29 protein-coding genes are annotated in these 25466 nt (G+C 75.2%); 11 read left to right on the top strand and 18 right to left on the bottom strand.

Annotated features, from left to right (window positions below):
- Positions 1-158 precede the first annotated feature (158 nt).
- Complete coding sequence (locus ACI79H_RS07775; RefSeq protein ID WP_456553808.1) at positions 159-416, bottom strand: glutaredoxin family protein; 258 nt, start codon at positions 414-416, stop codon at positions 159-161.
- Positions 409-2028 carry an AMP-binding protein gene (locus tag ACI79H_RS07770; RefSeq protein WP_456553807.1) on the bottom strand — a complete coding sequence of 540 codons (1620 nt, stop codon included), beginning with the start codon at positions 2026-2028 and terminating at the stop codon, positions 409-411. Before ACI79H_RS07770 ends, ACI79H_RS07775 begins: the two co-directional genes overlap by 8 nt.
- Before the next feature lie 156 nt (positions 2029-2184).
- On the opposite strand from ACI79H_RS07770, the gene ACI79H_RS07765 reads away from it, so the two are divergent.
- From ACI79H_RS07765 to ACI79H_RS07755, 3 genes are all read left to right on the top strand, one after another.
- Positions 2185-2940: a sigma-70 family RNA polymerase sigma factor gene (locus ACI79H_RS07765; RefSeq protein ID WP_456553806.1), complete on the top strand. Its 756-nt coding sequence runs from the start codon at positions 2185-2187 to the stop codon at positions 2938-2940.
- 103 nt (positions 2941-3043) lie between these two features.
- Positions 3044-4207: a DUF5667 domain-containing protein gene (locus ACI79H_RS07760; RefSeq protein WP_456553805.1), complete on the top strand. Its 1164-nt coding sequence runs from the start codon at positions 3044-3046 to the stop codon at positions 4205-4207.
- 93 nt (positions 4208-4300) lie between these two features.
- Positions 4301-5293 carry an HAD family hydrolase gene (locus ACI79H_RS07755; protein WP_456553804.1) on the top strand — a complete coding sequence of 331 codons (993 nt, stop codon included), beginning with the start codon at positions 4301-4303 and terminating at the stop codon, positions 5291-5293.
- On the opposite strand, the gene ACI79H_RS07750 is transcribed toward ACI79H_RS07755, so the two are convergent.
- From ACI79H_RS07750 to ACI79H_RS07725, 6 genes are all read right to left on the bottom strand, one after another.
- Positions 5290-6198, bottom strand: coding sequence for a lysophospholipid acyltransferase family protein (locus ACI79H_RS07750; RefSeq protein ID WP_456553803.1), 909 nt, complete (start codon positions 6196-6198; stop codon positions 5290-5292). The genes ACI79H_RS07755 and ACI79H_RS07750 overlap by 4 nt on opposite strands.
- Positions 6191-7297 (bottom strand): NAD-dependent epimerase/dehydratase family protein, encoded by a 1107-nt coding sequence (locus ACI79H_RS07745; protein ID WP_456553802.1) that lies wholly within the window; start codon positions 7295-7297, stop codon positions 6191-6193. The genes ACI79H_RS07750 and ACI79H_RS07745 overlap by 8 nt, the downstream gene beginning before the upstream one ends.
- A gap of 10 nt (positions 7298-7307) precedes the next feature.
- A complete protein-coding gene (locus ACI79H_RS07740; RefSeq protein ID WP_012854759.1) occupies positions 7308-7406 on the bottom strand; it encodes a 30S ribosomal protein bS22 in 99 nt (32 codons plus the stop codon).
- 252 nt (positions 7407-7658) lie between these two features.
- A complete protein-coding gene (locus tag ACI79H_RS07735) occupies positions 7659-7994 on the bottom strand; it encodes a helix-turn-helix domain-containing protein (protein ID WP_456553801.1) in 336 nt (111 codons plus the stop codon).
- A 369-nt stretch (positions 7995-8363) separates the two neighbouring features.
- Positions 8364-9182 (bottom strand): pyrroline-5-carboxylate reductase, encoded by an 819-nt coding sequence (gene proC, locus ACI79H_RS07730; RefSeq protein WP_456553800.1) that lies wholly within the window; start codon positions 9180-9182, stop codon positions 8364-8366.
- Complete coding sequence (locus tag ACI79H_RS07725; protein WP_456553799.1) at positions 9179-9919, bottom strand: hypothetical protein; 741 nt, start codon at positions 9917-9919, stop codon at positions 9179-9181. Before ACI79H_RS07725 ends, proC begins: the two co-directional genes overlap by 4 nt.
- 57 nt (positions 9920-9976) lie before the next feature.
- On the opposite strand from ACI79H_RS07725, the gene ACI79H_RS07720 reads away from it, so the two are divergent.
- Positions 9977-10549, top strand: coding sequence for a type 1 glutamine amidotransferase domain-containing protein (locus tag ACI79H_RS07720; RefSeq protein WP_456553798.1), 573 nt, complete (start codon positions 9977-9979; stop codon positions 10547-10549).
- A 21-nt stretch (positions 10550-10570) separates the two neighbouring features.
- Here the strand turns inward: ACI79H_RS07720 and ACI79H_RS07715 are convergent, their stop codons facing one another.
- Together ACI79H_RS07715 and ACI79H_RS07710 are read right to left on the bottom strand one after the other, a co-directional pair.
- On the bottom strand, positions 10571-11437 hold the full coding sequence (locus ACI79H_RS07715; protein WP_456553797.1) for a hypothetical protein: 867 nt from the start codon (positions 11435-11437) through the stop codon (positions 10571-10573).
- Positions 11437-12381, bottom strand: a complete 945-nt coding sequence (locus ACI79H_RS07710; RefSeq protein ID WP_456553796.1) for a Ppx/GppA phosphatase family protein — start codon at positions 12379-12381, stop codon at positions 11437-11439. Before ACI79H_RS07710 ends, ACI79H_RS07715 begins: the two co-directional genes overlap by 1 nt.
- 40 nt (positions 12382-12421) lie before the next feature.
- Between ACI79H_RS07710 and ACI79H_RS07705 the strand changes: the two genes are divergently transcribed.
- A complete protein-coding gene (locus ACI79H_RS07705; RefSeq protein ID WP_456553795.1) occupies positions 12422-13225 on the top strand; it encodes a hypothetical protein in 804 nt (267 codons plus the stop codon).
- Here the strand turns inward: ACI79H_RS07705 and ACI79H_RS07700 are convergent.
- A complete protein-coding gene (locus ACI79H_RS07700) occupies positions 13127-14194 on the bottom strand; it encodes a helix-turn-helix domain-containing protein (RefSeq protein ID WP_456553794.1) in 1068 nt (355 codons plus the stop codon). The two genes, ACI79H_RS07705 and ACI79H_RS07700, sit on opposite strands and share 99 nt — an antisense overlap.
- Before the next feature lie 81 nt (positions 14195-14275).
- On the opposite strand from ACI79H_RS07700, the gene ACI79H_RS07695 reads away from it, so the two are divergent.
- Both ACI79H_RS07695 and ACI79H_RS07690 read left to right on the top strand, forming a co-directional pair.
- Positions 14276-14497 (top strand): hypothetical protein, encoded by a 222-nt coding sequence (locus ACI79H_RS07695; RefSeq protein WP_456553793.1) that lies wholly within the window; start codon positions 14276-14278, stop codon positions 14495-14497.
- 10 nt (positions 14498-14507) lie between these two features.
- Entirely contained in the window at positions 14508-14696 is a 189-nt protein-coding gene (locus tag ACI79H_RS07690; RefSeq protein ID WP_456553792.1) for a DUF3072 domain-containing protein, read from the top strand.
- A gap of 16 nt (positions 14697-14712) precedes the next feature.
- On the opposite strand, the gene ACI79H_RS07685 is transcribed toward ACI79H_RS07690, so the two are convergent.
- Positions 14713-15399, bottom strand: coding sequence for a winged helix-turn-helix domain-containing protein (locus ACI79H_RS07685; RefSeq protein WP_456553791.1), 687 nt, complete (start codon positions 15397-15399; stop codon positions 14713-14715).
- On the bottom strand, positions 15396-16601 hold the full coding sequence (locus tag ACI79H_RS07680; RefSeq protein ID WP_456553790.1) for a sensor histidine kinase: 1206 nt from the start codon (positions 16599-16601) through the stop codon (positions 15396-15398). The genes ACI79H_RS07685 and ACI79H_RS07680 overlap by 4 nt, the downstream gene beginning before the upstream one ends.
- 159 nt (positions 16602-16760) lie before the next feature.
- Here ACI79H_RS07680 and phoU point away from each other — a divergent pair, with 159 nt between their 5' ends.
- A complete protein-coding gene (phoU, locus tag ACI79H_RS07675) occupies positions 16761-17450 on the top strand; it encodes a phosphate signaling complex protein PhoU (protein WP_456553789.1) in 690 nt (229 codons plus the stop codon).
- 1 nt (position 17451) lies between these two features.
- Here the strand turns inward: phoU and ACI79H_RS07670 are convergent, their stop codons facing one another.
- The 4 genes from ACI79H_RS07670 to mshA are packed head-to-tail and all read right to left on the bottom strand — an operon-like array spanning position 17452 to position 21668.
- A complete protein-coding gene (locus tag ACI79H_RS07670; protein ID WP_456553788.1) occupies positions 17452-18207 on the bottom strand; it encodes a phosphoglyceromutase in 756 nt (251 codons plus the stop codon).
- Between the two features lie 4 nt (positions 18208-18211).
- Positions 18212-19804 (bottom strand): MFS transporter, encoded by a 1593-nt coding sequence (locus ACI79H_RS07665; protein ID WP_456553787.1) that lies wholly within the window; start codon positions 19802-19804, stop codon positions 18212-18214.
- Entirely contained in the window at positions 19801-20334 is a 534-nt protein-coding gene (locus ACI79H_RS07660; RefSeq protein ID WP_456553786.1) for a YbjN domain-containing protein, read from the bottom strand. Before ACI79H_RS07660 ends, ACI79H_RS07665 begins: the two co-directional genes overlap by 4 nt.
- The gene (mshA, locus tag ACI79H_RS07655; protein WP_456553785.1) at positions 20331-21668 is read right to left on the bottom strand and encodes a D-inositol-3-phosphate glycosyltransferase; all 1338 of its coding nucleotides are present in this window, start codon (positions 21666-21668) and stop codon (positions 20331-20333) included. Before mshA ends, ACI79H_RS07660 begins: the two co-directional genes overlap by 4 nt.
- Before the next feature lie 106 nt (positions 21669-21774).
- On the opposite strand from mshA, the gene ACI79H_RS07650 reads away from it, so the two are divergent.
- The gene (locus ACI79H_RS07650; RefSeq protein ID WP_456553784.1) at positions 21775-22563 is read left to right on the top strand and encodes an SDR family oxidoreductase; all 789 of its coding nucleotides are present in this window, start codon (positions 21775-21777) and stop codon (positions 22561-22563) included.
- A gap of 82 nt (positions 22564-22645) precedes the next feature.
- On the opposite strand, the gene ACI79H_RS07645 is transcribed toward ACI79H_RS07650, so the two are convergent.
- Positions 22646-23653 carry a UDP-N-acetylmuramate dehydrogenase gene (locus ACI79H_RS07645; protein ID WP_456553783.1) on the bottom strand — a complete coding sequence of 336 codons (1008 nt, stop codon included), beginning with the start codon at positions 23651-23653 and terminating at the stop codon, positions 22646-22648.
- 34 nt (positions 23654-23687) lie between these two features.
- On the opposite strand from ACI79H_RS07645, the gene ACI79H_RS07640 reads away from it, so the two are divergent.
- Both ACI79H_RS07640 and ACI79H_RS07635 read left to right on the top strand, forming a co-directional pair.
- The gene (locus ACI79H_RS07640) at positions 23688-24551 is read left to right on the top strand and encodes a class I SAM-dependent methyltransferase (protein WP_456553782.1); all 864 of its coding nucleotides are present in this window, start codon (positions 23688-23690) and stop codon (positions 24549-24551) included.
- A 70-nt stretch (positions 24552-24621) separates the two neighbouring features.
- Positions 24622-25458 (top strand): CPBP family intramembrane glutamic endopeptidase, encoded by an 837-nt coding sequence (locus ACI79H_RS07635; protein ID WP_456553781.1) that lies wholly within the window; start codon positions 24622-24624, stop codon positions 25456-25458.
- Positions 25459-25466: the final 8 nt, after the last annotated feature.

Below are 25466 nucleotides of genomic sequence, written 5' to 3'. Positions count from 1 at the left end.
GCGCGGGCACTGTTCTGCCCGCGCTGGCCACGGTAGCCGCTTGTGAACGCTGGAACAAAGTCGCCGACGCCACGTCGGCGCGCTGACCGGCCCGTTCGGGTGGCGCTGTGGCGGACACCACCCCGCCGGGGGCCGTGCACCGCCCGTTCACCGGTGGTTCAGCCGACTCCCTGACCGAGGTCGCGGCGCAGCCGGGGCACGTCGACGGTGAAGTAGGAGTGCTCGCGGCCGTCCAGGAGCACCACCGGCACCCGGTCTCCGAACTCCGCCTGCAGCTCGGGGTCGGCGTCCACGTCGACCCGCTGGACCACGAGCCCGGCGTCGGCCGCGATCCGGTCCAGCGTCTCGCCGGCCACCTCGCACAGGTGGCAGCCGGCGCGGGTCAGCAGCTGCAGCCGGTTCCCCGGGTCAGCCACCGGCCGCGTCCTCCGCGTCGGTCAGGCCGAGCTCGCGGAGCCGGGCGCGGCTGACCTTCCCGGTCAGGGAGTGCGGGAGGCTCGGCAGGAAGTGCACCGAGGTCGGCACCTTGTACCGGGCCAGCGAGCCCGCGGCGTGCTCGCGCAGCTCCTCGATGGTGATCCGCTGGCCGGGCTCCAGGGCCACCACCGCGCGCACCGCGGCCCCCGTGCGGGGGTCGGGCACGCCGATGACCGCGCTCTCGGCGACCGCCGGGTGCGCGTCGAGCACCCGCTCCACCTCGGCGGGGTAGACGTTGAAGCCGCTGACGAGGATCAGGTCGCTGCGCCGGTCGACCAGGTGCAGGTCGCCCTCGGCGTCGCGGTAGGCGAGGTCGCCGGTGCCCAGCCAGCCGTCGGCGTCGGGGCCGTCGGCGCCGTCGGGCCAGTAGCCGGAGAAGAGGTTCGGCCCGCGGATCCACAGCTCGCCGGGGCCCTCCCCCGGGCCGTCGTCGGGGCCCTCCTCCTCCGCGCCGGCCCGCGACTCGCCGTCGGCCGGTACGGCGTCGTCGATGTCGCTCGGGTCGGCGGTGTCGGCGGTGTCGCGCAGGACCACCTCGATGCCGGGCAGCGGGCCGCCGATGCAGTCGGGCTTGGCGCGACCGGTGGCGAGGGTGCTGGCCACGACGGGCGCGGCCTCGGTGAGCCCGTAGCCCTCCCAGACGGTGACCGCGGCCCGCTCGCGCATCGCCGTCCACACCTCCTCGGGCAGCGGTGCCGCACCGGACGAGGCGAGCCGCACGGAGGCGAAGGCGCGGCGCAGCTCGGCGTCGTTGCCGGCGGCGTCGGCCACCGCCAGCCAGGCCTGGTACATCGGCGGCGCCCCCGGCACGGCGCTGATCCGCTCGTCGGCCATGACCTGGAGGGTGGCGCGCGGGTCGAAGCCCTCCTCCAGCACGGCGCAGGCCCCGGCGGCGGCGACCATGCCGAAGCCGGCGTTGAGGCCGTAGACGTGGAACAGCGGGAGCACGAGCAGCACCCGGTCGTCGGGGCGCACCGGCGGCGGGTCCATGGCCAGGCACTGCTCCTGGTTGGCCCGCAGCGCGCCGGAGGTCAGCATCGCGCCGCGCGGGCGTCCGGTCGTGCCGCTCGTGTAGCAGAGGAAGGCCAGCGCGGCGGGGTCGTCGGCGATGGCGGGCGGCGCGGCGTCGGCCTCCGGCGCCCCGGGGCACACCGGCACGCCGGCGACGTCGTCGCGCTCCGCGGGGCCCACCAGCAGCGCGGCCCCCGAGTCGGTGAGCACGTACTCGAGCTCGGGCTCGGTGTAGGCGGTGTTGACCGGCACGACCACCAGCCCCGCCCGCAGCGCGCCCAGCACCGCGCGCAGCCACGGCAGGCCGTTGGGCAGCTGGACGGCCACGCGGTCCCCGGCCCGCAGGTCGCGCGCGGCGTACCCGGCGGCGGCCCGGTCGACGGCGGCGTCGAGCTCGGCCCAGGTGAGCCGCTCGTCCCGGGTGACCACGGCCGGCGCGTCCGGGCGCGACCGGGCCGCGGACCGCACGAGCGCGGCCAGCGACGTCCCTGCCTCGAGGTCCTGCACATCTCCTCCGGTGGAGCGGGCCTCGCGCTGCACCGGGTTCCCCGGCGGTGCGTCCGGCGGCTGGCGTGGACGGGCAGGGGCGATGTTGTCACCATGGGACGAACCCCGCAGCTCACGCGCCGGTGCGCGCGTGCACGACGGGGAGGGAACGGTCCAGGTCCGCGGGCCGACGAGGAGGTCTCCGCCCGCATGCCGCAACCCCTGGACGCCGAGCAGCCGGCCTCCCCCGCTGCCCGGCGGCCGTCGCCCTCCCCCCGTCCGCGGCCCTCGCCGCGCCCGCGGCCGACCCCCTTCCCGCGGGCGAGCAGCGAGGCCTTCGCCGAGCCGACCACCACCGCCACCGACGTCCCGGCGGTGGCGGCCGCCGCGGCGGACGTCGCACCGCAGCCGCCGGACGACGGCCCCGACGTCTGGGAGTGGGTGCGGCGCACCCAGGCCGGCGACGCCGAGGCGTTCGGCCTGCTCTACGACCACTACGTCCCACTGGTGTACCGGTACGTGCACAACCGCGTCGGCGACCGGGCCACCGCCGAGGACGTCACCAGCGAGACGTTCGTGCGGGCGCTGCGCCGGATCGACTCGCTGAGCTTCCAGGGGCGCGACGTCGGCGCCTGGCTGGTCACCATCGCCCGCAACATCGTCCTCGACCACGTGAAGAGCAGCCGCTACCGCCTCGAGGTCGCGACCGCGGACATGCGCGACGCCGACCGCGCCACCGACGGGCCCGAGGACGCCGTCGTGGCGCACCTGACCAACCGCGAGCTGCTGGCCTGCGTCCAGCAGCTGGGCAGCGAGCAGCAGGAGTGCATCGTCCTGCGCTTCATCCACGGCCTGTCGGTCGCCGAGACCGCGCAGGTCATGGGCAAGAAGGACGGCGCGATCAAGGCGCTGCAGCACCGCGCCGTGCGCCGCCTGGCCGGTCTCCTGCCGGACGAGTTGCGGTGACCCCGATTATCAGGTATCGCCCCGTAACCTCCCGTCGTCCCGTCTCGTTGTCCGGTGCGCGAGGGCAGGTGCGCCCCGCCCGAACCACGACAGGAGGGACCCCGTGACCACGCACGCGAGCGACGCGGCGCCGTCCCGTCGTGCTGGCCGGGAAGCCGACGAGACCCGCGTCGTCGCCCTGCTGCAGGGGCTCGCACCGCACCTGGACGCCGAGCCCGACCCGGCGTTCCGCCAGGCGACGCGGCAGCGGCTGGTCGCGATGGCCGCCGTCCGCACGCCGGAGCCGGTCCGGCCCTCGCCGGTGCGCCGGCTGCTGGCCGCCCGCGCACCCGACGCCCCCACCGGCCGCTGGCGCACCCGGTTGACCGCCGGTCTGGCGGGGGCGGCACTGACCGTGACCTCGTTCGCCACGCTGGTGGCGCTGTCCACCGGGGCCGGCCCCGGCGACGTCCTCTACGGCCTCAAGCGGGGCACCGAGCAGACGCAGCTGGCGCTGGCCGGCGACTCGCGCGGCCAGGTGCTGCTCGACCTGGCGCGCACCCGGCTGGACGAGCTGGCCGACCTCGACGGCGACGCCTCGTTGGCGGAGGCGACGCTCGGCACGATGGACCGGCAGACCACCGACGGTGCCTCGTGGTTCGCCGCGCGGGCCCTCGACGTCGCCGACCCCGCACCCCTGGACCGGCTCTCGGGCTGGGCCGCCGAGCAGTCCGCGCAGCTCGACGCCGCCCGCGGCGTGCTGCCGGCCCCCGCCGCGGACGACGTCGACCGCTCGCTGGGCCTGCTCCGGGAGATCACCGCGCGGGCCGACGGCCTGCGCGCGGTGCTCGCCTGCCCGGCCGGCGCCGCCCCGACGGGCACCGACCGGCTCGGTCCCGTGCCCGCCGGGTGCCTGCCCGCGCCCGCCTCGCCCGTGGAGTCCCCCGGCACCGGCGGAGCCGCGGTCCCGGCGCCCGGGACCCGCCCGGCGCCGGCCCCCGCGCCGGACCCCGGCGGACCGGCGGTGCCCCCGGCCACGACCGCCGCTCCCGCGCCCACCATCGCCCCGGCCCCGCAGGCGCCGCCCGTCCTCACGGCGCCGCCGACCGCCCCGGCGCCGCGCCCGTCGACGCCGGGCGGCGGGCTGCTGCCGCCGCTGCTGACCCCCGTGGTGCCGCCGCCGGCGACCCCCGCCCCGACGAGCGCCACCCCGCCTCCGGTGGTCGCCGTGCCGCTGCCCCTGCCCTGCCTGGACGTGCCGTCGCTGCTGCAGGTCGGGCGGTGCTGAGCATCGGTCTCGGCGGCCCGGCCCGGGACGGCTAGGGTCGTCCCCGTCGGCGTCGCGCCCTCTCGGGCCGACCGGATCGCAGGGAGGACACCCGTGCCGCGACTGCCCTTCCGCAGCCGCAAGGACCTCCTCGTCCTGCCCGCCGACGCGGGCCCGGAGGAGACCCGGGCGCACGTGGCCGGCGCCGCGTCGGCCGCCGCGGCCGACGTCGAGCCGCCGCCGGCCGTCGAGCCGGACCGCACCGCGGCCGCGTTCTTCGACGTCGACAACACGATGATGATGGGCGCCTCGCTCTTCTGGTTCGCCCGCGGCCTGGCCGCCCGCAAGTACTTCTCGACCCGCGACATGCTCGGCTTCGTCTGGCAGCAGGCCAAGTTCCGGATCGGCGGCAACGAGGGCAACCCCGACGACATGCTGACCATCCGGGAGAACGCCCTGGCGTTCGTGGCCGGGCGGCCGGTGTCGGAGATCGTGCAGGCCAGCGAGGAGATCTACGACGAGCTGATGGCCGACCGGATCTGGGCCGGCACGCGGGCGCTCGCCCAGCAGCACCTGGACAACGGCCAGCGCGTCTGGCTGGTCACCGCGACCCCGGTCGAGCTCGCCTCGATCATCGCCCACCGGCTCGGCCTCACCGGCGCGCTCGGCACGGTCGCCGAGGTGGTCGACGGCCAGTACACCGGCCGGCTGGTCGGCGAGCTCATGCACGGGCCGGCGAAGGCGGAGGCGGTGCTCGCCCTGGCCGAGCGCGAGGGCCTGGACCTGTCCCGCTGCACCGCCTACAGCGACTCGGCCAACGACCTGCCGATGCTCTCGCTGGTGGGCACGGCCGTCGCGGTCAACCCCGACACCGAGCTGCGCGCCGTCGCCAAGGCGCGGGGCTGGACGGTGCGCGACTTCCGCACCGGGCGCAAGGCCGCCAAGATCGGCGTCCCGACGGTCGCCGCCGCCGCGCTGTCCGGTGGCCTGGTCGGCGGCGCGCTCGCCCTGCGTCGCCGCAGCAATGAAAGGACCGCCCTTCTCCCCACGACTCGCAAGCTCGCCGCGGGCTCCCTGAAGGGCGGCCGTTCCAGCCTCTTCCGCTAGCCGAAGACGCCCTTGCGCTGCATGAGCAGGCGGTAGAGCGACTGCTGGATCGTCTCGCGGACCTGGTCGGTCAGGTTGAACACGAGCATCGGGTCCTCGGCGGCGGCTGGGCCGTAGGACGCCGTCTCGATGGGCTCACCGAAGGCGATCAGCCACTTCGACGGCAGCGGCACCAGCCCCAGCGGGCCGAGCAGCGGGAACGTCGGGGTGATCGGGAAGTAGGGCAGGCCCAGCAGCCGCGCGGCCGCCTTGGCGTTGCCGAGCATCGGGTAGATCTCCTCGGCGCCCACGATGGCGCACGGGATGATCGGCGCCCCGGTCCGCAGAGCAGCACTGACGAAACCCCCGCGGCCGAACCGCTGCAGCGTGTAGCGCTCGTGGAACGGCTTGCCGATGCCCTTGAAGCCCTCGGGGAAGACGCCGACGATCTCGCCCTCGGTGAGCAGCCTCTCGGCGTCCTCGTTGCAGGCCAGCGTGGTCCCGAGCTTGCGCGACAGGGAACCGAAGAAGGGCAGCTCGAAGACCAGGTCGGCGCCGAGCAGCCGCAGCCGCCGCTGCGCCGGGTGCTCGTCGTGCAGCGCCACCGTCGTCATGAGCGCGTCGACCGGCAGGGTGCCCGAGTGGTTGGCCACCAGCAGCGCGCCGCTGTCGGCGGGCACGTTCTCCAGTCCCTGGGTCTCGACCCGGAACCACTTCTCGAAGAACGGCCGCAGGATCGGCAGCAGCACGTGGTCGGTGAGGTCGGGGTCGAAGCCGAACTCGTCGGTCGCGTAGTCGCCGGTCACCCGGCGGCGGAGGAACTCCAGCCCGCCGGCGAGCTGCTCCTCCCACCCGGCCGGGGGCGACGGCGGGACGAACGGCTCGTCGTCGTCCGGCCGCAGCGGGATCACCCGCGCCTCAGGCATCGCGCACCGCCCGCAGACCCGGGGACGGCGGTGCCGGGTGGAGCCGCTCGCCGACCTTCGCCGCGGCGTCGCCCACACCGGTGAGCACCGCGCGCAGGCGGGCGGACGTCGACTCGACCAGCTGCGGCGGGACGACCGGCGGCACCGTCGTCGCGTAGTCGGCCAGCGCCTCGGCGGTGGTGTACCGCGGGACCGTGCCGAACTCGGTGCGCAGCACGGTGGTGTCCACGACCCGCCCGAAGTTGAGGAAGCGCATCTGCTCCGGTGAGTAGTCGACGAAGCCGAACCGGCGCGAGACGCGGCCGACCGAGCCCAGCGCCGGCGTCGGCAGCGGGACCTCGATCCGGCCCAGCCGGCGGATCGCCTGGGAGAGCAGCAGCGTGCCCTCGCCGCCCACGTTGACCGTCCCCACGAAGTTGCCGGTCGTGGCGCGCACGAGGACCGCCAGGGCGTCGTCCTCGTGCAGCAGCTGGACGCGCGCGTCGTACCCGAGCGCCGTCGGGACGACGGGCATCCGCAGGAACCCGGTGAGCAGCGAGTCGATCCGCGGGCCGATGAAGTTGGTGAACCGCAGCACGGCGATGTCGACGTCGGGCCGCCGGCGCCCGAAGGAGCGCACGTAGCCCTCGATGTCGACGCTGTCCTTGGCGAAGCCGCCGGAGGGGACCTGCCGCGCCTGCATCTTCTCGGTGAAGACGGCGGGGTCGCGCGAGGAGGCGCCGTAGACGGCGGTCGTCGACTTGAGCACGAACCGCCGGACCGACGGCGCGGCCTGGCAGGCGGCGAGCAGCTGCATCGTGCCGATGACGTTGAGCTCCTTCATCGGCGTGCGCCCGCCCGACCCGGCCGGGGTCGAGCTGATGTTCATGTGCACGACGGTGTCCACCGACGCCGCCGCGATGACCTTCCCGATCAGCGGGTTGCGGATGTCGGCCCGCACGAACTCGGTGCGGCCCAGCCGGCGCAGCATGGCCGGCGACGGGGGCACGGTGTCCACCCCGATGACCCGCTCGATGGAGGGGTCGGCCGCGAGCTCGGCCGCCAGCGCTCCACCCAGCCACCGGCTCACACCGGTGACCAGGACGACCGCGGGCGGCACGAGCGTCAGCTCACTTCTTGTTGCGTCGCTGGACGCGCGTCTTCTTCAGCAGCTTGCGGTGCTTCTTCTTCGCCATCCGCTTGCGCCGCTTCTTGATGACAGAACCCACGTGGTGCTCCCGACTTCGTCGCAGATGATCAGCTCGTACGCGACAGCGGGGCCTTGCTCCGGTGTCGCCCGGCGACCGAGCGTACCCGAGCCGCCCCGCGGCGACGTTGCCGCGGGCGGCTGGGAACTCGAAGACGGAGGTGTCGTGCCGAGTGGGCCCCGGAGGGGTCCGTGCAGACGCGACGGTGCGGCTCAGCTGTCCGGGGGACGGCTCCTGGCCGCGGTGTCGTCCGGAGGACGACGATCTCGTAGCTCAGGCGATGTCGGTGTAGGCGTCGCGCAGGTAGTCCTGCACGGCGCGCTCCGGGACGCGGAACGAGCGGCCGACGCGGACGGCCGACAGGTCGCCGGCGTGGACGAGGCGGTACACGGTCATCTTGGAGACGCGCATCATCGCGGCGACCTCGGCGACGGTCAGGAAGGTGACGGCGGCGCGGGGCGCGGGGACGGCGGGGCGGCCGATCGGCATGGCGGCCGGGTGGGCGGCGGGCACGGGACGGGCGACGGCGGAGGCCTGCATCGGGCGACCCATCGGGCGCTGCCCGGGGACTGCCGGGCGGACGACGGTGGCGGCGTGGCGCTGGGGCATGGTCATTTCTTCGTCTCCGGACCTAGCCCGTGTCGTGGCGCCGGCTTCCCCACCGGCAACTGAACACGCACGAGCTGGCACTGAGCGTAAGGGGACTGGCGTGACAGGAGCGATGGATGAATCGAACAGACGGACCGATCCGTCCTGGGCAGATGTGCACCTATGTCGACCGATCGACAAGTGGATCGGCGCGTCACCCGACCGGGTGACGACGACACGACGCAGCGTGCTCGATTTGTCGACCTCGTGGCGCTACTGTGTTCGCCCGCTCGCAGCGGGTGAGCACGACGAGCGCACAGCCGGAACAGCGGTCACCCGCGACCCGGCACGGGCCACCGGACCCGCCCGCCCCAGGCCGTCCCGCTCCGGTCAGCTGCTCGCGGCGCCGAGCTCCAGCGAGCGGGCGTGCGCGGCCTGCACCGCGGCGGCCATCGCCGCCCGCACCGCGTGCCGGTCCAGCTCCCCGATGGCCGCGACCGTCGTCCCGCCGGGGCTGCTCACCGCCGCCCGCAGCGCGACCGGGTCCTGTCCGGAGTCGCGCATCATCACGGACGCACCCAGCGCGGTCTGCACGACCAGGTCGGCCGAGAGCTCGCGGGACAGGCCCAGCGCCACGCCGGCGTCGACCATCGCCTCGACCAGGTAGAAGAAGTACGCCGGGCCGCTGCCGGACAGCGCGGTCACGGCGTCCTGCTGCTCCTCGGGCACCCGCCGCACCTGCCCGACGGCGGCCAGCAGCTCCTCGGCCTCGTCCAGGTGCGCCCCGGTCGCGTGCGCGCCCGGGGAGAGCACGCTCATCCCCTCCTCGACCAGCGCCGGGGTGTTGGGCATGACCCGCACGACCGGCACCCCGGGCGCCAGCGCCGCCTCGATGCGCGCCGTCGTCACGCCCGCGGCCACGGAGACGACCACGTGCTCCGCGTCGACGTGGTCGGCGAGCAGCCCCAGCAGCACGTCGATGTCCTGCGGCTTCACCGCCAGGAGCAGGACGCGGGCCCGCGCGGCGGCGTCCGTGAGGTCGGCCAGCTCGACCCCGTACCGGTCGACCAGCTCCGCGCCCCGCTCGTTGCTGCGTTCGCAGACGAGGACGTCGTCGGGGCCGCTGCGCCGCACCATGCCGGCCAGCAACGCCTCGCCGATCCGGCCGCCACCGATGACCGCCAGGCCCCGCCGCCCGGAGGCGCTCACCGGAGACCGCCGGCGACCACGGCGAGCGCGCCCGGCCCGGACGGGACGGCGACCCGCACCGCGTTGCCCGCGGCGACCAGCCGCCGGCGGTCGGAGGTTCGGATTCCCCAGGGCATGACGAGCTCCCAGCTGTCGGACGCGCGGCCGTGCCAGGCCGCCCGTTCTCCGGTGATGGCGATCAGGCGCGGGTCGCCGGTGGCGACGGCAGGGCTCCCGGACCCGGCGAGCAGGACGTCGACGCAGCGCACGAACGCGAGCCGGGCGGCGGCTCCGCGGCCCGGCCGCAGCCGCACCCGCTCCCCGGCGAGGACGCGGCACCGCGCCTCGGCGTCCGGCTCCCCCGCCTCTACGACGGCCCGGGCGCCCGGCAGCCCGGCCAGCAGCGCGTCCACCCAGCCGGCCGGACCCGCGAGCGCGACGCCCAGCCCGGCCGCGGCCGCGTCGGCCGCCGGCCCGCGGGCGTCGGCGAGCCGCTGCACCGGGAGCGTGAGCTCCCAGTCCCCCGGCGGTCCCGCGGCCGCCACGCGGTCCACGAGGGCGGTCAGCTCCGCGGCCGCGTCCGCACCCGGGGCCGGCCGGTGCTCGAACGCGGCGGCACACCCCTCCTCGGCCAGCCCGGCGGCGATCCGCAGCGCGTCCTCGGCGCGCGGCCCGGCGACCAGCCGGCCGGTCAGCAGGCCGCCGACGAGCGGGGTCCCGACCAGCCGCTGCACCTCGGGGCGGGCGAGCACGGACACGGTCGAACCGTAGTGCGCCGGGGTGTCGGCCGCCGGGGCCCCGGGTAGCGCGGCCCCATGGCAGGAGAACTGGACGGGATGAGGGTGGCGGTCCTGGCGACCGACGGCGTCGAGCAGGTCGAGCTCGACCGGCCGTGGCAGGCGCTGGAGGAGGCCGGCGCCGAGCCGGAGCTGGTGTCGCTGGAGGCGGGCACGATCACCGCCTACGAGCACATCGACAAGGGCGGCACGAGGAAGGTCGACACCACGGTCGCCGACGCGGACCCCGACGACTACGCGGCGCTGGTGCTGCCGGGCGGGGTGATCAACGGCGACTTCGTCCGCGCCGACGCCGACGCGGTGGCCTTCGTCAAGGCGTTCTTCGACGCCGGCAAGCCGGTGGCGGCGATCTGCCACGCACCCTGGGTGCTGGCCGAGGCCGACGTCGTGCGCGGGCGCCGGATGACGTCCTGGCCGTCGCTGCAGACCGACCTGCGCAACGCCGGGGCCACCTGGGTGGACGAGGAGGTCGTCGTCGACGGCACCCTGATCACCAGCCGCAACCCCGACGACCTCGACGCGTTCGGGGCGGCCATCGTGGAGGAGTTCGCCGCCGCGCGGGACGAGTCCGCGGCCGACGCCACGGTCTGAACCGCCTGCTCGCCCCGGGCGTCAGCTCGCGGCGAGCAGCTGGGCGGCCGGCACGATGGTGAGCAGCGTGCCGGCCAGCACCAGCCCGGCGAGCAGCCTCGGACCGACCGGTCCTGCTCCCTGCCGGGCGCGCCACGCCCCCACGGCGGCGACCAGGCCGGTCACCGCGATCGGCACCAGGAGCAGTGCCAGGTAGGGGGCCATCTCCCACAGCAGCGTGGCGGCGAAGAACACGCCGACGCCGGCGGCCAGGGCGATGACCAGCTCGCCCAGGAAGCGCAGCCACGCGAGCGGGCTGGCGTCGCCGTCGAGGTCGTCGACGTCGGGGCGGACCACCGGGATCGGGCCGGTCGAGGAGAGCTCCTGCCGGGCGGCGACCGCACGCTGCGCCGGGCGGGCGGCCCGCACGCCGGTGCGGCCGGTGTCCCGGTCCTCGCGGAGGCCGGCGCGCCGGTCGCGCAGGGCGCCCGGCGCGATGTCGGGCAGCGGCGCGGAGGGATGGGGCACCGCGGGGGCGCGGTCCGCGCGCAGCCCCTGGATCGCGGCGGTCGTGGGTCCGCCGCCCGCGCGCCGGTCCTGGGTCGGCCGCACGGGCGGGAAGCCGGCCCCGGAGCGCGACGAGCCGGCGGAGGCGGCGCGGGAGCTGTCCGCGCGTGCGGCACGGGGGGAGGCGGCCGGGACCGCGCCCTCCACGTCGCTGCGGCGCCGGCCGAACGCCGGCCGGCCGGCAGCGGGCTCGGCATCGGCCCGGCGCTGGCGGACGGGTTCCTCGTCGGGCTCGTCCCAGCGGCGACGCCGCGCCGCCTTGGACGTGTCGATGCCCGCCTCGCGCAGGATCTCCGCGAGCGGACGCCCCCCGGTGTCCGGATTCCAGTCCGGTTCGGCCATCACGCTCCTGTCAACGAGTCCAACCTGCGCAGGATCACTCCCTCACGGAGCGCCCACGGGCAGATACGGACGAACGGTACGTCCAGAAGGCGCATGGAGGCGGCAGCGACAGCCGCTCCCGCAGGAACCTGGTGCGCGCGGGTCGCCGAGACGCCCGGCAGCTCGGCGAGGGCACCGGACTCGATCCGGGACACGAAGCGCACCACCTGGTCCAGACCGGTCGCGGTGAGCTGGCGCGGGACGCGGATGCCGGCCGACGACGGCGCCGCTCCGCTCAGCCGCGCCAGCGTGCGGAAGGTCTTGCTCGTGGCGGCCACGAGGTCGGGCGGGCCCGCCGCCTGCAGCCGCCCGACCACCGGCTCGAGCAGGGCGGTGGCGTGCTCGTCGAGCGCCGCGAGGGCCGCCAGGTCCGGGCGGCCCCCGTCGAGGGCGTCGGGCAGGAAGCGCCGGGTCATGCGGCCCGCGCCCAGCGGGACGGAGACGGCCACGTCGGGCAGCTCGTCGATGCCGACGGCCAGCTCCAGCGACCCGCCGCCGATGTCGAGCACCAGCAGCCGGCCCGCGCTCCAGCCGAACCACCGGCGGACGGCGAGGAAGGTGAGCCGGGCCTCGTCCTCACCGGTGAGCACCTGCAGCTCCACACCGGTCGAGCGCCGGATCCGCTCCAGCACCTCCTCGCCGTTGCGCGCCTCGCGGATCGCCGACGTGGCCAGCGCCATGAACTCGTCGCACCGCTGCTTCTCGGCCTGGTCGCAGGCCTCCTGCACCGCCTGGAGCAGCAGCTTCTCGCCCAGCGGTGACAGCAGCTCGTCGGACCCGACGTGCTCGGCCAGGCGGACCGCCCAGCGGTCGTCGTGCATCGGCGTCGGGTGCGCGCCGCGGTGGGCGTCGACGACGAGCAGGTGGACCGTGTTGGAACCGACGTCGAGGACACCCAGCCGCATGCGCCCAGTCTGCCGTTCACCGCCGCCCTAGGCTGGGCGGGTGCCCGACGACCCGCCTCCCGAGGTGGACCTCGACTTCGCCCGGGAGTGGGTGGAGTTCGCCGACCCCGCCGATCCCGGGCACGTCGTCCGCGCCGACCTGACCTGGCTCACCTCCGCGTGGACCTGCGTCTTCGGCCGCGGCTGCGCCGGCGTCGTCGAGGGCCGCCCGGACGACGGCTGCTGCAGCCACGGCGCCTTCTTCACCGACGAGGACGACCTGGCGCGGGTCACCGCCGCCGTCGCCGACCTCGAGGACGAGGACTGGCAGCTCGCGCCGGTCGGCCGCGGCGCGTGGACCGAGGAGGACAGCTCGGACGACGCCGAGGAGGGCGCCCGCTCGCTGCGCACCCGCGTCGTCGACGGCGCCTGCGTGTTCCTCAACCGGCCGGGGTTCCCGGGCGGCGGTGGCTGCGCGCTGCACCGGATGGCGCTGCGGCACGACCTGCACCCGCTGACGACCAAGCCCGACGTCTGCTGGCAGCTGCCGGTGCGGCGAGAGCAGGAGCACGTGGACCGGCCCGACGGGACGCGCGTGCTGGTGGACACGATCGGCGAGTTCGACCGGCGCGGCTGGGGGCCGGGCGGGCACGACCTGCACTGGTGGTGCACCGGCGCGCCGGCCGCGCACGTCTCCCCCGAGCCGCTGGTGGACACCTACGCCGCCGAGCTGACCGCCCTGGTCGGCCCGAGCGCCTACGCCGAGTTACGCCGGCTGGCCGAGCTCCGCCTCGACCAGGGCCTGGTCGCCCCGCACCCCGCCTCGCCCGTACCCGTGCAGCTGCACCGCCGCCGCCCCACCTGAGCGGAAGGTCTGCCGGTAGGCGCGCGGCGAGACGCCGCGCCGGCGCGCGAACTGCTCGCGCAGCCCGGCCGCGGTACCGAAGCCGACCAGCCGGGCGATCTCCTCGACCGGGGCGTCGGTCTCCTCCAGCAGCGTCTCGGCCGCCGACAGCCGCTGCCCGAGCAGCCAGGCGTGCGGCGTCGTCCCCGTCGTCGCCTTGAACCGGCGGGCGAAGGTGCGCGGGCTCATCAGCGCGCGGCGCGCCAGCACCTCCACGCTCAGGTCCTCGGCCAGGTGGGCCGAGGCCCACTCCAGGACCACACCGAGCAGGTCGTCCTCGCAGCGGGCGACCGGGGCGTCGATGAACTGCGCCTGCCCGCCGTCGCGGTGCGGGGGCACGACCATCTCGCGGGCCAGCGCGTTGGAGGCGGCCGCGCCCCACTCGCGGCGCACCAGGTGCAGGAGGGTGTCCACGCCGGCCGCCGTCCCCGCGCCGGTGAGGATCGCGCCGTTGTCGACGTAGAGGACGCCCGCGTCGACCTCCAGGTCCGGGAAGCGCGCGGCGAGCTCGCCGGCCCACCGCCAGTGCGTGGTGACCCGCAGGCCCTCCAGCAGACCGGCGGCGGCGAGCACGAAGACGCCGGTGCAGGAGCTGATCAGCGTCGCGCCGCGGGCGTGCGCGGCGCGCAGCTTGTCGAGCAGGGCGTCGGAGGGGACGTGGTCGAACAGCTCCCACGCGGTGACCAGGACGATGTCCGACCGGTCCAGCCGGTCCAGATCGGACTCGACCACGACGCCCAGGCCCGTGTCGGTGCGCAGCACGCCCGGCTCCTCGGCGACCAGCCCGAAGTCGAACAGCGGCAGGCCCAGGTGCCGGCGGTCGTAGCCGAACACCTCGAGGCAGACGCCGAGGCCGAAGCTGCCGATCAGGCCGTCGGCGACGACGGCGCTGACCACGAGCGGCCGGTCCGGGCGGTCGAGGAGCGTCATGCCGGCATCATGGCAGAAAACCTGCGTCCGCGGCCAGTCCTGCCACTCGTGCGGAACGGGCCCGCTGAGCAGGCTGACCGCATGTTGATGATCACCTGCACGGTCACCGGGAGCCGCGAGCTCGCCTCGCTGGACGCGATCCGCTCGATCGCCAACCTGCCCGACGCCATCGCCGTCACGGTCACCTGCCCGGCCTGCGGCCAGGAGCACGTGCACCGCACCGGCCGCCACGTCGAGGAGGCCCGCCGGGCGCGCACCGTCGAGGTCGCCGTCCGACGAGCGGCGGCGGGCATCCCGGCCTAGCATCGAACACATGAGCGAATCGACGCAGAACGACCCGACCGCCGAGAAGGACCCGTCCACCTGGGTGACCGGCGACGAGCCGGCCACCGGCGCGCAGAAGAGCTATCTCGAGACGCTGACCCGGACCACCGACGAGGAGGTCCCCGAGGACCTCACGAAGGCGGAGGCCTCGCAGAAGATCGACGAGCTCAAGCACTGAGCCCGGCGGTCCTTCGTCAGGCCTCCAGCTTGTAGCCCAGACCCCGCACTGTGAGCAGGTACTTCGGGTTCGCGGGGTCGGGCTCGAGCTTGGCCCGCAGCCGCTTGACGTGGACGTCGAGGGTCTTGGTGTCACCCACGTAGTCCGACCCCCACACCCGGTCGATGAGCTGCGCGCGGGTGAGCACCCGGCCGGCGTTGCGCAGCAGGAACTCGAGCAGGTCGAACTCCTTGAGCGGGAGGGCGACCGGCTCCCCGTCGAGCGCGACGACGTGCCGCTCGACGTCCATCCGGACCGGCCCGGCCTCCAGCACTGCGTCCGACGACGCCTGCTCGACCGACTCGCCCCGACGGCGGAGCACCGCGCGGATGCGCGCGACCAGCTCGCGGGCCGAGTAGGGCTTGGTGACGTAGTCGTCGGCGCCCAGCTCGAGGCCGACGACCTTGTCGATCTCGCCGTCCTTGGCGGTCAGCATGATGATCGGCACGCCGCTGCGCGAGCGCAGCTGGCGGCAGACCTCGGTGCCGGGCAGCCCGGGCAGCATGAGGTCGAGCAGCACGATGTCGGCGCCGCCGCGGTCGAACTCGGCCAGTGCCTCCGGGCCGGTCGAGGCGACGACGGCGTCGAAGCCCTCGCGGCGCAGCATGTAGGAGAGCGCGTCGGAGAAGGACTCCTCGTCCTCGACGACCAGCACGCGGGTCATGGGGTCCCCTTCCCGGGGTCGGCGGCGACGGCGTCGCCTGCAGGTGGTGCGGGGGTCTCGGGCGGTGCGGCGGCGAGCGGGATGCGCAGGGTGAACGTCGAGCCCAGCCCCTCCTCGCTCCAGACGGTCACCGATCCGCCGTGGTTGCTGGCGACGTGCTTGACGATGGCCAGGCCGAGCCCGGTGCCGCCGGTGCTGCTGGCCCGGGACTGGTCCACCCGGTAGAAGCGCTCGAACACCCGGTGGCGGTCCTGGCGCGGGATGCCGATGCCGCTGTCGGTGACCGCGATCTCGGCGAACCCCGACCGGGCGCGGGCGGCGACGGCGATCCGCGACTCCCCGGTGCTGTAGGCCACCGCGTTGGCCAGCAGGTTGGTGACGGCGGTCGCCAGCTGGCTCTCCACCCCGCGCACGACCAGGCCCTGCTGGCCGCCGACGGCGATGTCGAGCTTCTTCGCGCGGGCCGCGGTGCGGGTGCGGTCGACGGCCTCGGCCAGCACGCCGTCGACCGGCACCGGGACGAGCTCGGGCAGCGGGTCGCCGCCCTGCAGCCGGGAGAGGTCGATGAGCTCGCGCACGAGCCGGCCGAGCCGGTCGGCCTCGTGGGCGATCCGCGCGGCGAAGCGCTGCACCGCCTCGGGGTCGTCGGCCGCGCCCTCGATCGCCTCGGCGAGCAGGGCCAGCGCACCCACCGGCGTCTTCAGCTCGTGGCCGACGTTGGCGACGAAGTCGCGCCGCACGGCCTCGGTGCGGCGGGCCTCGGTGACGTCCTCGAGCACCAGGGCCACCGGCCCCGGCGGCGGCGCGGCGCCGCTCTCCAGCCGCACGCCGTGGACGCCCATCATCCGGGGCCCTGCGCCGACGAGGCTGCCCGGCAGCCGGACGTCGGTGCGCCGGCCCCCACCGGTGCGGACGGCCTGGGCCAGCTCCAGCAGCTCGGGCACGAGCAGGCGGGTGCCGCGCACGATGCCCAGCGCGCGGGCGGCGGGGTTGGCCAGCGCGACGGCGTCGTCGGCGTCGACGACGAGCACCGCCGGGTCCATGAGGTCGAGCAGCCGGCGGGCCATGGCCGCCTCGGGCAGCGGCACGGCGGGCACGTCGGGGGCTGGCCCGTCGAAGGTGCGCCGGGACCCGAGCACGATCGTGACGGCCACGGTCGCACCCAGGGCGAGGCCCACCACGAGGGCCACCAGCGGACTCACGGTTCCGATGCTAGGTCCGGGGGAAGCACCCTCCAGACCGAACACCTGATCGGGCGCCCCTGACGAGGGAGTGTTCACGTGGGCGTGGGTGGCCGTTCACCTCGCCGCGGCCGGGTGCCCCGGGGACCGGCCTAGGGTCGGGCAGGACCGCGCGGTGAGGTGCCGCGCCGCGAGGAGGACGACGTGCGGGACAGCTACCACGAGGAACTCGACGACATCCGCGGCTGCCTGGTGGAGATGGCCAACACCGTGGGCTCCCAGATGAGCACGGCCACCACCGCGCTGCTGGACGCCGACGTCGCCCTCGCCGACCTGGTCATCGCCGGTGACGAGCAGATCGACGCCACGAGGGAGAGCATCGACCAGCGCTGCTTCACCCTGCTGGCGCGCCAGCAGCCGGTCGCGACCGACCTGCGCACGATCGTCGTCGCCACCCGCATCGCCAGCGACCTCGAGCGGATGGGCGACCTCGCCGAGCACATCGCCAAGGTGGCCCGGATGCGCTTCCCCGACCACGCGGTGCCGCAGGAGGTGCGCCCGGCGTTCCTCGAGGCCGGACACGTGGCGGAGATGCTGGTGGCCAAGGCCGGCACCGTCGTCGCCACCCAGAACGTCGCCAAGGCCCGCGAGCTCGAGACCGACGACGACGCGATGGACCGCATCCACCGCGGCCTGTTCCGCGAGCTGCTCGCCGACAGCTGGCCCTACGGCGTCGAGACGGCGATCGACGTGACGCTGCTCGGCCGGTACTACGAGCGCTTCGCCGACCACGCGGTCAGCGTCGCCCGCCGGGTGGTCTACCTGGTCACCGGCGAGCGCCACGTCCCCGAGGCCAGCACCCCGATCTGAGCTACTTCTTGCCCTGGTTCTTGACGGCCTCGATGGCCGCGGCCGCGGCGTCGGGGTCGAGGTACTGGCCGCCGGGGGTCACCGGGCGCAGGTCCTCGTCGAGGTCGTAGCGCAGCGGGACGCCGGTGGGGATGTTGAGGCCGACGACCTCGTCGTCTCCGAGGCCGTCGAGGTGCTTCACCAGCGCGCGCAGGCTGTTGCCGTGCGCGGCGACCAGCACGGTCTTCCCCTGCCGCAGGTCCGGCACGATCGCGTCGTACCAGTACGGCAGCATCCGGACGACGACGTCGGCGAGGCACTCGGTCGCCGGCCGGGCCTCCGGCGGGAGGAAGGAGTAGCGGGCGTCGCCGTCCTGGGCGAACTCGCTGCCGGGCTCGATGGGCGGCGGCGGGGTGTCGTACGAGCGGCGCCAGGTCATGAACTGCTCCTCGCCGAACTCCGCGAGGGTCTGCGCCTTGTCCTTGCCCTGCAGCGCGCCGTAGTGCCGCTCGTTCAGCCGCCACGAGCGCTTCACCGGGATCCACTGCCGGTCGGCCTGGTGCAGCGCCAGCTCGGCGGTCATGATCGCCCGCCGCAGCAGCGAGGTGTGCGAGACGTCGGGCAGCAGGTCGTGCTCCACGAGCAGCTGACCCCCGCGGGCCGCCTCGGCGCGGCCCTTGTCGGTGAGCGGGACGTCGACCCAGCCGGTGAACAGGTTGGCCTTGTTCCACTCGCTCTCGCCGTGGCGGAGCAGCACGAGGGTTCCCGTAGAAGTCACCGGCTCATCCTGCCCGAACGCCGGGCGCGGGCGACGGGGACCCTGGCGCGGTCCGCCGACCGGGCAGCCACACCAGCACCACGACGACGGCGATCGCACCGGCAGCCGCCGTCCCGACGGCGGTGACGTGCATGGCGTCGACGAAGGCCTCGCGGGCCGGCTCCACCAGCTCCCCCGCCGCCTGCGCCGCCTCCGGGTCGTCGCCCGCCCGCACCTGCTCGACCACCGCCAGCGTGCCGACGATCGACTCCCCGGCCTGCTCGCGCACCTCGGCGGGCAGCGCGTCCGTGGCGTCCCCCAGTTCGGCCGTGTAGGCGCCGGCGAGGACCGATCCGAGGATGGCCACGCCCAGCGCGCCCCCGACCTGGCGCACCGAGTTGTTCACCGCCGCGCCCGCGCCGGCCTTCTCGCGCGGGACGACGGACATGATCGACTCGGTCGCCGGCGCCATGACCGCACCCATGCCGACGCCCTGCACCGACAGGATCACCAGCAGCAGCCAGACCGGCGAGTCCACACCCAGCAGCTGGAAGCCCAGGAACGACAGGGTGATCATCGTGAAGCCGGTCGCGCACACCGCCTTGGCGCCGAACCGCTCCGCGAGGCCCGAGGTGCGGGGCGCCGTGACCGCCATGCCCAGCGCCACCGGGATGAGGGTCGCGCCGGCCTGCAGCGGGCTGAACCCGAGCACGCCCTGCAGGTAGAAGACGACGTAGAAGGTCGCACCCAGGAGAGCGAAGAAGTTCAGCCCGAGGGCGCCCGCGGCGGCGGAGAAGGCCGGGTTGCGGAACAGCGAGACGTCCAGCGCCGGGTGGGCCGACCGCCGCTGCAGCTGCACGAACAGGGCGAGCAGCAGCAGCCCGCCGATCAGCGGCACGAGGACGCCGGGCGTCGTCCAGCCGGCGCCCTCGCCGCCGCGGATGATCCCGTAGACCAGCCCGGCCAGCGCCACGATCGAGAGCAGCACCCCCGGGATGTCCAGGCGGCCCGGCGAGGGGTCCTTCGACTCCGGGACGACGGCGACCACACCGATGATGCCGAGCACCGCCACCGGCACGCCGACGAGGAAGACCGCACCCCACCAGAAGTGCTCGAGGACCGCGCCGCCGGCCAGCGGGCCACCGGCCACGGCGATGCCGGCGGTCCCGGCCCAGACACCGATGGCCCGGCCGCGCTCGGGGCCGGGGAAGACGTTGGTGATGACGGCGAGGGTGGTCGGCTGCACGGCCGCGCCGCCGATGCCCATGACCGCCCGCCACGCGATCAGCTCCCCCGGGCTGTCGCTCATGGCGGCGAGCACCGAGCCGATCGCGAAGATCGACAGCCCGATGACCAGCACGCGGCGCCGGCCGATGCGGTCGCCGATGACGCCCCAGCTGAACAGCAGCCCGGCGAACACGAGGATGTAGGCGTCGACGGCCCACTGGAGCTCGGCCTGGGTGGCACCGAGGTCGCGCTGCAGCGTGGGCAGGGCGACGTTGAGGATGGTGTTGCCCATGATCACCACGAGCAGGCACACCGTCATGGTGGCGAGCACCCACCAGCGGCGGGCGTAGCCGGGAGGAGCCTCCTCGGCCGCGGTGCGGTCCGTCGTCACTCCCCGCCGGCGGCGCGGCCGTCGGCGTCCGGGCGACGGCTCGGGTCGGCGAAGGCCGCGAAGGCCTCCAGGTTGCGCAGCGACTCGCCGCGCTTCACCCGCCAGTCCCACTCGCGGCGGATCGACGTCCCGAAGCCGATCTCCAGCATCGTGTTGAAGTGGTCGTCGGCGTAGCTGAGCACCGAGCCGAGGATCCGGTCGAGCTCCTCGGGGGTCACCGCGGCGTGCGGCAGCCGGCCGGTCAGGTAGACGTCACCGACGTTGTCGATCGAGTAGGAGACGCCGTACATCCGGGCGTTGTGCTGCAGCAGGAAGGTCCACAGCTGCTCGCGGTTCTCGTCGGGCTGGCGGCAGACGAAGGCCTCGACCCGCAGGGCGTGCTCGCCCACGCTCAGCCCGCACACCGTCTTGAGCTTCTTGGTGCCCGGCAGATCGACCAGCCAGACGCCGGGCGAGGGGTGCTCGTGCACCAGCTCCCCGTCGCGCAGCACCTGGTCGATGACCGCGTCGAGCTCCGCGACGGTCCTCATCGCGCCACCTGCACACCGGGGAGCACCCGCAGCGGGGCCAGCAGCCGCTCGCGCGCCGGCGAGAAGGGTGCGGCGGCCATGTCGCGGGCCGCCGAGGCGTAGGCCTCGACGAGCGCGTCGGCCGTGCGGTCCCAGGAGAACTGCCCGGCGTGCCGGCGGGCGCCGGCGGCCAGCAGCTCGCGCCGCGCGAGGACGGCCCGCACCGCGGCGGCGTAGTCGGCCGGGTCGTGGCCGGCGACCAGCACGCCGGAGACGCCGTCGCGCACCGCCGTCGGCAGGCCGCCGACGGCCGCGGCGACGACGGGCGTGCCGCAGGCCTGCGACTCCAGCGCGACCAGGCCGAAGGACTCGTTGTGGCTGGGGACGACGGTGACGTCCGCGGCCCGGTAGTGCTCGGCGAGCCGCTCGGGCGGCTGCGGCGGGAAGAACGTGACGACGTCGGCGATGCCGAGGGAGCCGGCCAGCTCCAGCAGCTGCTCCGGGGCGTCCAGGCCCGAGCCGCTGGGGGCGCCGACGACGTGCACGCGCAGCCGGCTGCGCAGCCCGGGGTCGTCGGCGAGCAGGCGGGCGGCGGTGTGCAGCAGCACGTCGGGTGCCTTGAGCGGCTGGATGCGGCCGACGAAGAGCAGCACGACGGCGTCCTGCGGCATGCCGACCGCGCGGCGGGCGGCCGCCCGGTCCCGGGGCGAGAAGCGGTCCAGGTCGACGCCGGGCGGCACGACGAGGGTGCGCGCGGGGTCGGCGCCGTAGAGGCGGACCAGCTGCCGGGCCTCCTCGTCGGTGTTGGCGATCAGCCGGTCGGCCTCGGCGACCACCTGCTGCTCGCCGATGACCCGCGAGCGGGGTTCGGGCCGGTCGCCGGCGGCGAGCGCCTCGTTCTTGACCTTCGCCAGCGTGTGCGCGGTGTGGATCAGCGGCACGCTCCAGCGGTCCCGCGCCAGCCAGCCGACCTGGCCCGACAACCAGTAGTGCGAGTGGACGACGTCGTAGTAGCCCGGCTCGTGCTGGGCCTCCTCGCGCAGCACCGCGGCGGTGAAGGCGCACAGCTGGGCGGGCAGCTCCTCCTTGCCCAGGCCCTCGAACGGGCCGGCGTGCACGTGCCGGACCGTGACGCCGGGGGTCATCTCGACCACGGGCGGGAGGTCGCTGGAGGTGGCGCGGGTGAAGATGTCCACCGCGATGCCGCGGGCGGCCAGCCGCCGGGAGGCCTCGACGATGTAGACGTTCATGCCGCCGGCGTCGCCGGCACCGGGCTGGTCGAGCGGGCTCGTGTGCACCGAGAGCGTGGCCACGCGCCGGGGCGCGCCGGAGCGGGTGCGGCGGTGAGCGGGCACGTGCTTCCCCTCCCGCTCTGCGGTTCCCGTGGGCCGGACCGTCGCTCGCAGCAACGTCGGCAACCCCTGTCGGCCTTCCATCCTGCAACAGCGTCAGGATGTGCACATGTCAGGTGTCCCACCTCTCACCCGGACCGGTGCTCCCGAGCGGCCCGGGGCCGGCCGCACCGCCGTCGTCACGGGGGCGTCGAGCGGCATCGGCGCGGCCACCGCGGCGCGGCTGGCGGCCGACGGGTTCGACGTCGTCCTCGGCGCGCGGCGGGTGGACCGGCTGACCGCGCTCGCCGACTCGATCGGCGCCCGGGCGCTGCCGCTGGACATCACCGACGCGGCGTCGGTCGAGGCCTTCGCCGGTGCGCTGGACCGGGTGGACGTGCTGGTCAACAACGCGGGCGGGGCCTTCGACGCGAACGCCGTGGCCGACGCCGACCTCGACTCGTGGGCCCGCACCTACGAGGTCAACGTGCTCGGGACGGTGCGGCTGACCCAGGCGCTGCTGCCCGCCCTGATCGCCTCGGGCGCGGGTGACGTGCTGTTCGTGGGCTCGACGGCCGGGCTGACCACCTACGAGGGCGGCAGCTCGTACACCGCGGCCAAGCACGGGCTGCACGCCATGGTCGGGGCGCTGCGGCTGGAGCTGGTGGCCGAACCGGTGCGGGTCATCGAGATCGCACCCGGGATGGTGCGCACCGAGGAGTTCTCGCTCAACCGGCTCGGCTCGGCGGACGAGGCCGACGCGGTCTACCGCGGGGTGCGCGAGCCGCTGGTGGCCGACGACGTCGCCGACTGCATCGCCTGGGCGCTCACCCGCCCGCACCACGTGAACGTGGATCTGATGGTGGTCCGCCCGCGCGCCCAGGCCGCCCAGCACAAGGTCCACCGCGAGCACAGCTGACCCGACCCCCTCCCCGGCGAGATCGCCGATCTCGCACGCTGAGGGCCTCGAAACCGTGCGAGATCGCCGATCTCGCCGGGTCCTAGGGGCGGACAGCGGTGGGTTCGCGGTCGAGCGTCACACCGAAGCGCTCCTGCACCGTCGCGATGATGCGGTCGGCGAAGCCGAGCAGCTCGGCGGCGGTGGCGCCGTCCTCGGTGGTGAGCGCCAGGCTGTGCCGCGACGACGTCCCGACCCGGCCGTCGCGGGTTCCGCGGCCGAAGCCGGCGTGCTGCACCAGCCAGGCCGCGCTGAGCTTGACCCGGTCGTCCCCTGCGGGCCAGCTCGGGCAGCCCTCGACGGCCTGCTCGGCCGGCACGACCGGGTTGGTGAAGAACGAGCCGGCGCTGCGGGAGTCGGGGTCGGCCGGGTCCCACACCATCCCCTTGCTGCGCCGGAGCCCGAGCACCGCCGCGCGGACGTCGGCCAGCGGTGCCCGCTCCCCGATGTCCACGCCGAGCGTCCGGGCCAGCTCGGCGTACCCGACCGGGCGGGACAGCGGTCCGGCCTCCAGGGCGAACTCCACGTCCAGGACGACGAACCGGCCGGGCTCGCGCTTGAGCCGGCTGTCCCGGTAGGCGAAGCCGCACTCGCCCGGGGTCAGCACCCGCTCGGTCTTCTCGGCGCGGTCGTAGGCGCGGACGGCGGTGATCGTCTGGGCGACCTCCTGGCCGTAGGCGCCGACGTTCTGCACCGGCGTCGCCCCGGTCGAGCCCGGGATGCCCGACAGCGCCTCCATGCCGGCCAGCTGCTCGGCCACGGTGCGCGCGACCAAACCGTCCCAGTCCTCACCGGCCTGCACGGTGAGCCGGTCGCCGTCCCGCCGGATCCCGCGGGTGCGGACGGCGACGACGTCGCCGGGCCAGCCCTCGTCCGGCGCGACGACGTTGGAGCCGCCGCCGAGCAGCAGCAGCGGGCGGCCGGCCTCGTCGGCGTCGCGCACGGCCCCGACCAGCTCGTCGGCGGTCGAGACCTCCAGCAGCCGCTCGATCGGGCCGCCGACGGCGAGGGTGGTGAGGTCCGCCAGCCGGACGTCGCGTCGAACCTGCACGGCACCACGCTAGCCCGGACTACGCTGCGGCACGGTGAGCGGAGCGGAGAGCGGGCACAAGCAGCGCGCCTCGCTGCCCGCCCAGCACCAGCGCAAGGCACCCCGGCTGGCCGCCGGCCGGGCGCGCGCGCTCGGGCTGCCCACGCGGGGCACCACCAACGCCAACCGGCTGCGCCGCGTCGACCGCTGGCTGCTGGCCACCCAGGTGCCGCGGCTGCGCGACTCCGCCCGCCCGCTGGTGGTCGACCTCGGCTACGGCGCCTCCGCCGTCACCACCCTGGAGCTGGTGGAACGGCTCGGCCCCGAGGTGCAGGGACTGGAGGTCGTGGGTCTGGAGATCGACCCGGCCCGCGTCGCCGCGGTCGCCGACGACCGGGACCCGCCGCGGGTGGACTTCCGCGTCGGCGGCTTCGAGCTCGCCGGGCTGCAGCCGGTGCTCGTGCGGGCGTTCAACGTGCTGCGCCAGTACGACGAGGAGTCCGCCGCCCGGGCCTGGGACACGATGCGGGCCGGGCTGGCGCCGGGCGGGCTGGTCGTCGAGGGCACGTGCGACGAGTGGGGACGCCGCTCGGCGTGGGTGGCGCTGGACGCCGAGGGGCCGCTCACCCTGACGCTGGCCGCACGGGTGTCCGACATCGACCGGCCCTCGGACCTGGCCGAGCGGTTGCCCAAGGCGCTCATCCACCACAACGTGCCGGGCCGCCCGGTGCACGAGTTCCTCCGCGCGTTCGACGCCGCCTGGGCCACCGCGGCCGGACTGTCGACCTTCGGGCCCCGGCAGCGCTGGGCCGGCGCGGTCGAGGCGCTCGCCGAGCAGGGCTGGCCGCTGGTCGGCTCGTCGCGGCGGTGGCGGCACGGCGAGGTCACCGTGCGGTGGTCGGCGGTCGCGCCCGTCTGACACCCCGGAGGACGCCATCCGGTCGTGCGCGGTCTACCGGAGCGCGACCCGGCGGTGCCATGCTGCGGCGGTGACCGGCACCGCGGCCGACCGGACCTCCTTCTGGCAGCGGCCCGCCACGTGGAAGCCCGTCCTGCTGCTCGCCGGCTACCTGGTGTTCTACCTGGCGGTCATCGCGTTGATCGGGCTGCTGTTCGGCGACCGGATCGACGACGACGTCGTGGCCGACCCGGTCAGCACGTTCTTCGGGCTCACGCTGCCCATCGGGATCGGCGCGGTCGCGCTGCTGCTCTTCACCTGGCGGGTCGGCCTGCTGCGCCGGGTGTTCGGCCCGCAGCCGGTCCGGGGGCGCGGCTGGATGTGGATCGGGCCCGTCCTCGTCGCCGGCGCGGTTGCCGGGCACCTCGGCGCGACCGACTGGGACCGCTGGAGCGGCGCCGAGGTCGCCTCGCTGGCCCTGCTGGGTCTCTGCGTCGGCGTCGCCGAGGAGCTGGCCACGCGGGGCCTCGCCGTCACGATGCTGCGCGACGCCGGGCACTCCGAGCGGTTCGTCGTCGTCGTGTCCTCGGTGCTGTTCGCGGCGATGCACACGGTCAACCTGCTCGCCGGCATGGAGCTGCGGACGGTCGCGGCGACGCTGGTCTACACCTTCTGCTTCGGCGTCTGCATGTACCTCGCCATGCGCGTGACCGGCACGATCTGGGCCGCCATCGTCCTGCACGGGCTCACCGACCCGACGACGATCCTGTCGACCGGCGGCGTCGACGAGGCGGTCGGCGCCCAGGACACCGGCGGGTGGTCCGCCCTGGCCGGCGTCAGCACCTTCGCCTTCATGGCGTTCGCGTTCGTCGCGGTGTTCCTCGTCCGGGGGAACGCCCGCCGGTCGGCGCAGCAGCCACCCGGCTAGACGGGTCG

It is taken from the genome of Blastococcus sp. SYSU D01042 (assembly GCF_054050515.1).
Note: the sequence above shows the minus strand (reverse complement) of the source record. Positions and strands in the feature narration are given on the sequence as shown.